The 10042-nt window shown below is 69.3% G+C and carries 12 protein-coding genes; 4 read left to right on the top strand and 8 right to left on the bottom strand.

Going from position 1 to position 10042, the window contains the following annotated elements:
* Positions 1 to 407 precede the first annotated feature (407 nt).
* Positions 408 to 1049, bottom strand: coding sequence for a DNA-3-methyladenine glycosylase (locus tag AB0L71_RS31470; RefSeq protein ID WP_365249711.1), 642 nt, complete (start codon positions 1047 to 1049; stop codon positions 408 to 410).
* A gap of 73 nt (positions 1050 to 1122) precedes the next feature.
* On the opposite strand from AB0L71_RS31470, the gene AB0L71_RS31465 reads away from it, so the two are divergent.
* From AB0L71_RS31465 to AB0L71_RS31455, 3 genes are all read left to right on the top strand, one after another.
* A complete protein-coding gene (locus AB0L71_RS31465) occupies positions 1123 to 1905 on the top strand; it encodes a sporulation protein (RefSeq protein ID WP_365249708.1) in 783 nt (260 codons plus the stop codon).
* Between the two features lie 55 nt (positions 1906 to 1960).
* Positions 1961 to 2491, top strand: coding sequence for a YbhB/YbcL family Raf kinase inhibitor-like protein (locus AB0L71_RS31460; protein ID WP_365249705.1), 531 nt, complete (start codon positions 1961 to 1963; stop codon positions 2489 to 2491).
* Positions 2492 to 2647: 156 nt separating this feature from the next.
* On the top strand, positions 2648 to 3157 hold the full coding sequence (locus AB0L71_RS31455; RefSeq protein ID WP_365249702.1) for an HNH endonuclease: 510 nt from the start codon (positions 2648 to 2650) through the stop codon (positions 3155 to 3157).
* Positions 3158 to 3217: 60 nt separating this feature from the next.
* Here AB0L71_RS31455 and AB0L71_RS31450 read toward each other — a convergent pair whose 3' ends face one another.
* From AB0L71_RS31450 to AB0L71_RS31435, 4 genes are all read right to left on the bottom strand, one after another.
* Complete coding sequence (locus AB0L71_RS31450; RefSeq protein WP_365249699.1) at positions 3218 to 3985, bottom strand: sulfite exporter TauE/SafE family protein; 768 nt, start codon at positions 3983 to 3985, stop codon at positions 3218 to 3220.
* Positions 3986 to 4047: 62 nt separating this feature from the next.
* Positions 4048 to 4977 carry an SPFH domain-containing protein gene (locus tag AB0L71_RS31445; protein WP_365249696.1) on the bottom strand — a complete coding sequence of 310 codons (930 nt, stop codon included), beginning with the start codon at positions 4975 to 4977 and terminating at the stop codon, positions 4048 to 4050.
* Positions 4978 to 5121: 144 nt separating this feature from the next.
* Positions 5122 to 5550: an NfeD family protein gene (locus AB0L71_RS31440; protein WP_365249693.1), complete on the bottom strand. Its 429-nt coding sequence runs from the start codon at positions 5548 to 5550 to the stop codon at positions 5122 to 5124.
* A gap of 379 nt (positions 5551 to 5929) precedes the next feature.
* The gene (locus tag AB0L71_RS31435; protein WP_365249690.1) at positions 5930 to 6736 is read right to left on the bottom strand and encodes an ABC transporter ATP-binding protein; all 807 of its coding nucleotides are present in this window, start codon (positions 6734 to 6736) and stop codon (positions 5930 to 5932) included.
* Between the two features lie 143 nt (positions 6737 to 6879).
* On the opposite strand from AB0L71_RS31435, the gene AB0L71_RS31430 reads away from it, so the two are divergent.
* A complete protein-coding gene (locus tag AB0L71_RS31430) occupies positions 6880 to 7665 on the top strand; it encodes a hypothetical protein (RefSeq protein WP_365249687.1) in 786 nt (261 codons plus the stop codon).
* Positions 7666 to 7849: 184 nt separating this feature from the next.
* On the opposite strand, the gene AB0L71_RS31425 is transcribed toward AB0L71_RS31430, so the two are convergent.
* From AB0L71_RS31425 to AB0L71_RS31415, 3 genes are all read right to left on the bottom strand, one after another.
* Positions 7850 to 8098: a chaplin gene (locus AB0L71_RS31425; protein ID WP_365249684.1), complete on the bottom strand. Its 249-nt coding sequence runs from the start codon at positions 8096 to 8098 to the stop codon at positions 7850 to 7852.
* Between the two features lie 145 nt (positions 8099 to 8243).
* Complete coding sequence (locus AB0L71_RS31420; protein ID WP_365249681.1) at positions 8244 to 8888, bottom strand: response regulator transcription factor; 645 nt, start codon at positions 8886 to 8888, stop codon at positions 8244 to 8246.
* Positions 8881 to 10026: a GAF domain-containing sensor histidine kinase gene (locus AB0L71_RS31415; RefSeq protein WP_365249678.1), complete on the bottom strand. Its 1146-nt coding sequence runs from the start codon at positions 10024 to 10026 to the stop codon at positions 8881 to 8883. The genes AB0L71_RS31420 and AB0L71_RS31415 overlap by 8 nt, the downstream gene beginning before the upstream one ends.
* Between the last annotated feature and the right edge of the window lie 16 nt (positions 10027 to 10042).

The following is a 10042-nucleotide window of genomic DNA, read 5'->3' as shown; positions in this document are numbered from 1 at the left end:
CTGGCGTTGACTTTTGGCACGCTGTTGAGTTCTCAAGGAACGGACGCTTCCTTTGTACTCACCCTCTCGGGCTTTCCTCCGGGCTTTTCCCTTCGATCTTGCGTTTCCGACTCTATCAGACTCTTTCGTGTCCGATTCCCGGTCGAAGCGGGTCAATCATTTTCCGCCTTCCGGTTCCTCGCTTTCGCGTTTTCCCTTTCGGCGTGTCCACTACGTTAACCGATTTCCTTGGCGGCTCATAATCGAGTCGATGGGGACGAATTACGGCATGCCGAATTCGCACCCGCCAGGGTGATTCGAAGGTAGTGGTTGGCCGCTTCCGGATGCCTGGACGACCCGGTGGATCGCGCCAACAGCAGTGCCCGTTCAAGCGGCTCGGGCTACATTAGGGGTCCGTCAAGCGCGAGTCAAGTCGCGCGGCGGCGTGGCACATGGGCTCTGTAGGGGCTCACCGAGGGGTCCCCCTCGATCCAGAAGCGCCAGGGGTGGATCGCACCGTCACCTCCCACTCCGGTGCGCGGGCCGTTGCGTACCTGATCGCGCGGTGGCGGGGTGCCGTGCAGTACGGACAGCAGGGCGCCGGGGTGGGCAATGGCGTCGGCGCCGTTCATTGCGCGGTCGATGTCGAGGGCGGTCGCCAGCCTGGCCGGCCCTTTGGCCAGTTCCCTGTCGTTACGGGCCGAGACCCGGCGTTTGCGGGTGAGGTCGGCGCCGATGCGGATCTCGCCTGCGCGGAGCAGGACACCACTGGCCTTGCCCTCCGGACCGCACACCAGGTTGAGGCAGTGCCACATGCCGTAGGTGAAGTACACGTACGCGTGACCGGGCGGTCCGTACATGACGCTGTTGCGCGGGGTCCGGCCTCTGAACGCGTGCGATCCGGGATCCACCTCCCCGGCATAGGCCTCCACCTCGGTGAGGCGGAGTTCGATGGGGCCCTCGGGGGTGCTGCGTACCAGGGTCCGGCCCAGGAGGTCGGGGGCCACGTCCAGTACGGGGCGGTCGAAGAAGTCGCGTGTCAACGGCGTACGGTCCAAGCCCTCGATCATGGCGTTCGAGGTTACCGGGAACCGACCACGGTCGTGACGCGTATGTACGGGTCAGGACCTAGGAGGAGTGAACATGGGTTTCAAGCGGCTGCTCGCGAGCATGGGGGCCGGCGGCGCCTCGGTGGAGACCGAGTTGACCGAACTCAATGTCGTACCGGGTGGGGTCGTCCAGGGCGAAGTAAGGGTCCAGGGCGGGTCCGTCGCGCAGCAGATCGAGGGGCTGTCCGTCGGCCTCCAGGCGCGCGTCGAGGTCGAGGGCGACGATCAGGAGTTCAAGCAGGACATCGAGTTCACCAAGCTGCGGCTCGGCGGCGCCTTCGAGGTGCAGGCCGGCGCCGTGTATGTGGTTCCGTTCGGGCTGGAGATCCCCTGGGAGACGCCGATCACGATGTTCGCCGGCCAGCATCTGCACGGCATGAACATCGGTGTCACGACCGAGTTGGAGATCGCGCGGGCACTGGACTCCGGCGACCTCGATCCGATCAATGTGCACCCGCTGCCGGCGCAGCAGGCGATCCTGGACGCCTTCGGGCAGCTGGGCTTCGGCTTCCGCAGTGCGGACATGGAGCGCGGCCACATCCGTGGCACACGGCAGCGGCTGCCGTTCTACCAGGAGATCGAGTTCTTCCCGCCTCAGCAGTACCGGGGGCTGAACCAGGTGGAGCTGACGTTCGTCGCGGACGATCGCGAGATGGACGTGGTGCTGGAGATGGACAAGAAGTCCGGGCTCTTCAGCGAGGGCAGTGACTCGTACCGCTCGTTCCAGGTCGGGCTGCACGACTTCCAGGGGACCGACTGGGCCGCGTACCTCCATCAGTGGCTCTCCCAGGTCGGCGGTCAGCGCAACTGGCTCTAGGGTCGGGGAGAGACCTGCTGAGCGCAGCAGGAGAGCGATGAGGAGAGGTGTTGACGTGACCGAGCCGAAGAGGGCTCCGCTGCCGCACGACTTCCACCCCGAGGTGCCGTCGTTCACGGTGGAGAGCGAGGATCTCGCCCCCGGGGCCGTGCTGGCGGATGCCCAGGTGTTCGCAGCCGGGAACACCTCGCCGCAGCTGCGGTGGGAGGGTTTCCCGGCGGGGACGAAGAGCTTCGCCGTGACCTGCTTCGACCCCGACGCTCCGACGGGCAGTGGATTCTGGCACTGGGTGCTCTTCGACATCCCGGCGTCGGTCACGGAACTGCCGTCCGGGGCAGGGAGCGGGACGTTCGACGGGCTGCCCGCGGGTGCCGTTCAGGCCCGCAACGACTACGGATCGAAGGACTTCGGTGGTGCCGCGCCGCCGGCCGGTGAGACCCACCGCTATGTCTTCACCGTGTACGCGGTGGACAGCGAGAAGCTCGGTGTCGACAGTGACGCGTCACCCGCTGTCGTCGGGTTCAATCTGCGGTTCCACACGCTGGGCCGCGCTCAGCTGATCGGTGAGTACACCGGTCCTGCGTAGTTTCCGGTCCGCCGGACGTTCCACCGCTGTTTGCCCTGCCCTGGTCCTGGAGAGACCAGGGCAGGGCATTTTTTATTGCGTTGTCCATCACGGCGGGCCCGGCCAGAGTTGATCCGGGCCCGCCGGCGGGCGGGCGGCACACGGGAGGTGGGCGGGATGCGGGAGACGCTGGTACTGAACGCGAGCTTCGAGCCGCTGTCGACGGTGACGCTGAACCGTGCGGTGGTGCTGATTCTGCAGGACAAGGCCGTTGTCGAGCAGGCGCACCCCGAGCTCCGTATGCGGGGCGCCGCCGTGGACATCCCGGTGCCCCGGGTGATCAGACTCTGCCGGTACGTACGCGTGCCGTTCCGAAGACACGCTCCGTGGTCCAGAAGGGGTGTGCTGATACGGGACCAACACCGGTGCGCGTACTGCGGGCGGCGGGCGAGCACCGTCGACCATGTGGTGCCGCGTGCTCAGGGTGGTCAGGACACCTGGCTGAACACGGTGGCGTCCTGCGCCGAGGACAACCACCGCAAGGCCGCCATGACTCCGGAGCAGGCGGGGATGCCGTTGCTGCGGCAGCCGTTCGTGCCGTCTCCGGCGCAGGCGATGCTGCTGGCGATGGGGGCGGGTGAGCGGTCGGCGCTGCCGGAGTGGCTGGACGGTACCAGCGCGGCGTAGGCGGCATACGTGTGTTGTCGTACCGGATGCCCGTCCCCTCGCGGGGCGGGCATCCGGATGTCAGCGGAGCAGCAGTTGGACAATGGCGACCGTGCCGACCGCGACGATGAGCGCACGGAGGACGGCGGGGCTGAGCCGGCGGCCCACGGTGGCGCCGATCTGACCGCCGAGGGCGGAGCCGACCGCGATCAGCCCGACGGCCGTCCAGTCGAAGTCCGCGACGAAGAGGAAGAAGAGCGCGGCGATGCTGTTGACGACGGCCGCCAGGACGTTCTTGACGGCGTTGAGACGCTGCATCGTGTCGTCGAGCAGCATGCCCATCAGGGAGAGGTAGATGATCCCCTGGGCGGCGGTGAAGTAGCCGCCGTAGACGCTGGCGAGCATCAGTGAGAGGAACAGGAGCGGGCCACCGTCGTGGCGGGCGGGGGCGCCGGTCTGTGCGCGCCGGCGCTGTACCGCTTTGCTGATGCGGGGTTGCAGGATGACCAGGACGAGGGCCAGGGCCACCAGGATCGGCACGATCGTCTCGAAGGCCGTCGAGGGCAGGGCCAGCAGCAGGGTGGCGCCGGTGAGGCCGCCGATCAGGGCGCCGACGGCGAGCTTGAGGACACGGCGTCCCTGCCCCGCGAGTTCTCTGCGGTAGCCGATCGCGCCGCTGATCGAACCGGGGATCAGACCGAGGGCGTTGGAGACGGTGGCGGTGACCGGGGGCAGGCCGGTGGCGAGCAGCACGGGGAAGGTGATCAGCGTTCCCGAGCCGACGATCGTGTTGATCGTGCCGGCGCTGACCCCCGCGGCGAAGACGGCGAGCAACTCCCAGACATTCATGACGAAACCCCCGTGCGTGATCGGTGCCCGATGGGTCGATCATGCACGAGGGCGTGTACGCGTCAGTCGAGCGGGGGCTGTTCCCGGCGTTCCTTGCCGGTGTCGAAGCCGGGGACTCCGGAGCCCAGGTTACCGAAGGCTCCGCTGAGCCCCTTGAGTGCGTCACCGATCTCGCTGGGCACGATCCAGAGCTTGTTGGCGTCGCCCTCGGCGATCTTCGGGAGCATCTGGAGGTACTGGTACGAGAGGAGCTTCTGGTCCGGGTCACCGGCGTGGATGGACTCGAAGACGGTGCGGATGGCCTGGGCCTCGCCCTCCGCGCGCAGGGCGGCGGCCCTGGCCTCGCCCTCGGCGCGCAGGATCGCGGACTGCTTCTCGCCCTCCGCGGTGAGGATCGCGGACTGCCGGGTTCCTTCGGCCTGGAGGATCGCGGCGCGCTTGTCCCGGTCGGCGCGCATCTGCTTCTCCATCGAGTCCTGGATGGAGGTGGGCGGTTCGATCGCCTTGAGCTCGACGCGGTTGACGCGGATGCCCCACTTGCCCGTCGCCTCGTCGAGGACGCCGCGGAGGGCGGCGTTGATCTCCTCGCGGGAGGTCAGGGTCCGCTCCAGGTCCATGCCACCGATGATGTTGCGGAGGGTGGTGACGGTGAGCTGCTCGATCGCCTGGATGTAGCTGGCGACTTCGTAGGTCGCGGCCCTCGCGTCGGTCACCTGGTAGTAGATGACGGTGTCGATGTTGACGACCAGGTTGTCCTGGGTGATCACCGGCTGGGGCGGGAACGGCACGACCTGTTCACGCAGGTCGATGCGGTTCCTGATCGTGTCGATGAAGGGAACGACGATGTTCAGGCCTGCGCTGAGCGTACGGGTGTAGCGGCCGAAGCGTTCCACGATGGCGGCGCTGGCCTGCGGGATGACCTGGATCGTCTTGATCAGGGCGATGAAGACGAGCACCACCAGAATGATCAGGACGATGATGATCGGTTGCATCGTGTTCCTCGTTGCCCTTCGGTTGCCGACGGATCGCGATGATCGAGGTCGATTCGCGGGTGGGCCGTATGCCTCGACGGCCCCGATCTCATGATGATCGACATCGAGTCTGACAGAACGCGCTCTGTTGTGTGGGTGGTTCGGTCACATGACGACTGCTGTGGCCCCGTCGATGTCGACGACATCGACGTGTTGGCCCGGTTCGAAGCTCTGTCCCTCGTCGAGTGCGCGGGCGGACCAGATCTCTCCGGCCAGTTTGATCCGGCCGCCGCTGCCGTCCACCCTTTCCAGGACGACGGCCTGACGGCCCTTCAGCGCATCGATGCCGGTGGGGAGTTGAGGACGGTCGGCGCGGTGTCTGGCAGCGATCGGGCGGACCACGGCGATGAGCGCCACGGAAACGACGACGCATACGAGCACTTGGGCCACGATGCCGGCGCCGAGTGCCGCGACGACCGCTGCGGCAATCGCTCCGACGGCGAACATGCCGAACTCGGGCATCGCGGTCAGGACGAGAGGGATGCCCAGTCCCACCGCACCGATCAGCCACCACACCCACGCGTCGATGTCCACGTCGTCATGGTAGGACCGCGGGTGGCTCCGGGGACAGGGCGCGGGCGGGCAAAGGGCTGTCCCGGAGTCCCTGGTGGGCGCACGCCGACGGCGACGGCACCTCTCCCCCGTAGCCTCAACGGCACGGGGGGACCCCCTCCGTTGTCGGAACACCCGAATACACCCCGGTATGCGGGCGCCCCTCCGCCTTGCGATGCACCGCGTCCGACGCCGCGCGCCGATCCACCAGGGATGTACGGGGCAGCCCCGAGGCCGTGGCGGACCGCCGTCACCTCCGTGCCGTAGGTGTCGGCGGCCGCGCGGCTACGGCCTCTGGACCGGTGCGGTCGTCACAGCGGCGTACGCGTGCCGCAGGGCGTGCCCCGAGGCATCCGGGCTCTCACCCCCGGGGCGCCGCCGAGAGCGGAAGCCCGTGGGCCGTGTAGCGGTCTCCGGTGTGCTGGACGACGAGCGGCAGGCCGAAGCAGTGGGAGAGGTTGCGGGAGGTGAGCTCGGTCTCCATGGGGCCCGCGGCGAGGACCTTGCCCTGGCGGATCATCAGGACGTGCGTGAAGCCCGGGGCGATCTCCTCGACATGGTGGGTGACCATGATCATGGAGGGGGCGTACGGGTCCCGGGCCAGCCGGCCCAGGCGGCGGACCAGGTCCTCGCGGCCTCCGAGGTCGAGTCCCGCGGCGGGCTCGTCGAGGAGCAGAAGTTCGGGGTCGGTCATCATCGCGCGGGCGATCAGGGTCCGCTTGCGCTCGCCCTCGGACAGGGTGCCGAACCTGCGGTCGAGGTATTCGGTCATGCCGAGCCGGTCGAGGAAGGCGCGGGCGCGCTCCTCGTCGACGGCCTCGTAGTCCTCGTGCCAGGTGGCGGTCATGCCGTAGGCGGCGGTGAGGACGGTCTGCAGAACGGTCTGGCGCCTGGGCAGCTTCTCGGCCATGGCGACGCCCGCGACCCCGATACGAGGACGGAGCTCGAAGACATCGACGCCGCCGAGACGTTCGCCGAGGATCTTCACGGTGCCGGTGGTCGGGAAGAGGTAGCTTGACGCGACGTTGAGGAGGGTGGTCTTGCCCGCGCCGTTCGGGCCGAGGATGACCCAGCGCTCCCCCTCCTTGACCTGCCAGGAGACGTCGTCCACCAGAGCGCGTCCGTCGCGGACCACGGATACGTCCACCAGCTCCAGTACATCGCTCATGGCCCGTTGTCTCCCCATGCAGTGTTGTGATCGTCGCGTGCCTGCGGGCACAGCTCCCAGGAAAATCTACGCCACCGTGGCCGGGCTCCGGGCGCTGGGCCTGCGTGACGACAGGCCCCGGTCCGGTTCCCTAGGCTGGTGCCATGCTTTCGGAACCACGCTCAGGGCTGCTGGCCGCCTGGGGAAACGCGCTTCTGGCCGGACGTGTGTCGCCCGACGAGGCGGCGCTCGCCGTTGTCGGGGAGGACGCGCTGCACCGCGTCGAGGGACTGCCGGGCGAGACGGGGCCGGTCGGGCTCACGCTGGCGCTCGGGCGGCTGCGGGCACTGGGGGTGACCGGCTTCCGGGTCGCGCTGCCGGTGCCGGGGCACCCGCTGGGGCTGAGCGGCCCGCCGGAGTTCAATGCACGGGCGCTGGAGGCCGAGGAGGCCGTGATCGCGTTCGGTGCGCCGTACGGACTGGTTCCCGAGGTGCACGAAGCGGGGCCGGACGGGGACCTGCACGTCGAGGTGGTGTGGCGCTGTCTGCCGGTGCGGGAGGCGCCACCGGCCGATGTGCCGTCGCTGGGTGAAGCCGAACGGGAGCTGGCCGAAGCTCTGCGGGAGGCCACGGCGGTGCTGTCCCGGCTGGATGTGGCCGGTTCCGGACCGGTGGCGGAGGCAACCGTCGATGCGTATCGGGCACGGGCGGAGCGGGGACGCGACGTGCTGGCTCCGGGGTATCCGCCGCGGGCGGTGCGGGTACTGGAGCTGGCGCAGCGGGTCGGGCTGCTGATCTCGGTGGCATGCGGGACCGGGCACGGCGGCGCGGTGAGCGCCTCGGAGATCGCGGCTCGGGGGGACGCGCTGAGGCCGGTGGAGCGGGTCGCCCGGCGGGCGCAGGTCGCCGCGTACAACGCGTATGTCGAGGAGCGGGAGCGCAGGCGGTAGGCGTCGACCGGACAGGACGTTGGCCGCCGGGGCGGTCCTCAGCGCGTGTGCCCGGGGACCTGGTGGTCCCCGGGCACACGGTCCCCGCGCGACAAATCGCCCTCTTCCTTCGTCCGCCCGGCTCACGTACGGAGGTCGCCGGAAGGCTCGATGGCCGTCCGGCGACACGGGGCCGTGAGGTCGGTCAGCCGTTCAGGCCGATGTTGCCGAAGGCGGGGTTGAGCAGACCGATCACGTTGATGGTGTTGCCGACCACGTTCACCGGGATGTGCACCGGGACCTGGATGACGTTGCCGCTGACCACGCCCGGGGAGTGGGCCGCGGCGCCGTGGGCACCGGCGCCGTGGCCGGTGGCGGAGGCCGCGCCGGCACCGGCGGCGATGATGCCACCGGCGATCGCGGTGACGGCTGCGGCCTTCTTCAGGTTCTTCACTTCAGGATCCTCCTCACGTGGCTGCGGCCTGTCGCCGCAGCACCTTGGAGAACGCCTTGGGCACGACCAGGTTGCGCCACCCGGGTGACATACACCCGACAGTATGAATCTCGGACCGGGAGGAGGCGGTCCGCCCCGGACCTGCTCAGTCCGCCGCTCCGTGCCTGACGGCCCAGAGTGCCGCCTGGGTCCGGTCGGAGAGATCCAGCTTCATCAGGATGTTCGAGACGTGCGTCTTGACGGTCTTCTCGGAGAGGACGAGGGCGCGCGCGATCTCGCGGTTGGAGCGGCCGTCGGCGATCAGACCCAGGACTTCCCGCTCCCGTTCGGTGAGGGTGCTCCCCCGGCCCGTACCGCTGCCCGTGTCGTCCTGGGCCAGCAGCGCTCCGGCGACCTCCGGCTGGAGCAGGACGTGGCCCGCGTGCACCGAGCGGATGGCTCCGGCCAGGGCATCGGGGTCGATGTCCTTGTATACGTAACCGGAGGCTCCCGCGCGCAGCGCGGGGACCACGGTGCGCTGCTCGGTGAAGCTGGTGACGATGAGGACCTTGGCCGGGTTCTCCAGCTCCCGGAGCCTGCGCAGCGCCTCGATCCCGTCGGTGCCGGGCATCTTGATGTCCATCAGGACGACGTCGGGGCGCAGTTGCTCGGCCCTGGCCACCCCCTCGGCGCCGTCGGCCGCCTCGCCGACCACTTCTATGTCGTCCTGGATCTCCAGGAACGTGCGCAGACCGCGGCGGACCACCTGGTGGTCGTCGACCAGCAGCACCCCGATGGTCCTGTCAGCCACCGGGCACCTCCATCTCGATCGTGGTGCCCTTGCCGGGCGCCGATTCAACGGTGAGCCTTCCGCCGACACCGCTCGCGCGGTCCCGCATGGACACCAGGCCCAGGTGACGGCCCGCCTGCCGGGTCGCCGCGGGGTCGAAGCCACGGCCGTCGTCGGTGATCCGGAGCAGCGTGCCGCCGGCCCGGCGGGCCAGGGTGACCTCGACCTGTCCGGCTTCCGCATGGCGCAGTGCGTTGTGCAGAGCCTCCTGGGAGACCCGGAGCAGCGCTTCCTCCTGGGCTGCGGGAAGGGCGCGTACGCCCACGCTCTCGAAGGTGACCCGGGCCGTGTGGGCTCGGTCCAGGACCTGGATCTGGGTGCGGAGTGTGGCGACGAGGCCGTCCTCCTCGAGCGCGGCCGGGCGCAGTTCGATCACGGCGGCGCGCAGTTCGTCCACGGCTTCCGCGGCGAGCTCGGTGATCCGGTGGAGCTCGCACTTCGCCCGGGCCGGGTCGCGGTCCACCAGGGTGGTGGTGGCCTGGGCCGTCAGCCGCAGCGAGAACAGCTTCTGGCTGACCGCGTCGTGCAGTTCATGGGCGAGCCGGGAGCGCTCCTCCGCGATGGTGAGCTCGCGGCTGCGTTCGTACAGCCGCGCGTTGGTGAGGGCGATCGCCGCGTGCTGCGCGAGGATCGACAGCAGTTCCTCGTCCTCGGCAGTGAAGCCGCAGCTGCCGTCGGGGTCGGGGCAGCGCTTGTTGGCGAGGTAGAGCGCCCCGAGGGTCTCGTCGCCGTCCTGGATGGGCAGGCCGAGGAAGTCGGACATGTCGGGGTGGGCCTCGGGCCAGCCCTCGAAGCGGGGGTCCTTGCGGACGTCGGCGAGGCGCTCGGGCCGCGCCTCGTGGAGCATCGCGGCGAGGATGCCGTGCTGCCGGGGCAGGGGGCCGATCGCCTTCCAGCGCTCGTCGCTGACACCGTCGACGACGAACTGGGCGAAGCCGCCGTGGTCGTCGGGGACGCCCAGGGCTGCGTACTCGGCGTCCAGCAGCCGGCGGGCCGAGGCGACGATCGTCTTCAGGACATCACGCACTTCGAGCGGCCGGCTCATGGCGAGCAGCGCGGCACTCACCGCTGCGAGACCCGACGGTGGGCGAGGACTCATGACCTCACCGTACCGG

It is taken from the genome of Streptomyces sp. NPDC052052, assembly GCF_040680455.1.
GTDB lineage: Bacteria > Actinomycetota > Actinomycetes > Streptomycetales > Streptomycetaceae > Streptomyces.
The sequence above is the reverse complement of the archived record's forward strand: the minus strand, read 5'-3'. Positions and strand labels throughout refer to the sequence as shown.

Excerpts from the sequence above, each read along its gene's own strand:
- AB0L71_RS31470 (WP_365249711.1), bottom strand. The coding sequence starts at position 1,049 with ATGATCGAGGGCTTGGACCGTACGCCGTTGACACGCGACTTCTTCGAC.
- AB0L71_RS31465 (WP_365249708.1), top strand. The coding sequence starts at position 1,123 with ATGGGTTTCAAGCGGCTGCTCGCGAGCATGGGGGCCGGCGGCGCCTCG.
- AB0L71_RS31455 (WP_365249702.1), top strand. The coding sequence starts at position 2,648 with ATGCGGGAGACGCTGGTACTGAACGCGAGCTTCGAGCCGCTGTCGACG.
- AB0L71_RS31450 (WP_365249699.1), bottom strand. The coding sequence starts at position 3,985 with ATGAATGTCTGGGAGTTGCTCGCCGTCTTCGCCGCGGGGGTCAGCGCC.
- AB0L71_RS31445 (WP_365249696.1), bottom strand. The coding sequence starts at position 4,977 with ATGCAACCGATCATCATCGTCCTGATCATTCTGGTGGTGCTCGTCTTC.
- AB0L71_RS31435 (WP_365249690.1), bottom strand. The coding sequence starts at position 6,736 with ATGAGCGATGTACTGGAGCTGGTGGACGTATCCGTGGTCCGCGACGGA.
- AB0L71_RS31430 (WP_365249687.1), top strand. The coding sequence starts at position 6,880 with ATGCTTTCGGAACCACGCTCAGGGCTGCTGGCCGCCTGGGGAAACGCG.
- AB0L71_RS31415 (WP_365249678.1), bottom strand. The coding sequence starts at position 10,026 with ATGAGTCCTCGCCCACCGTCGGGTCTCGCAGCGGTGAGTGCCGCGCTG.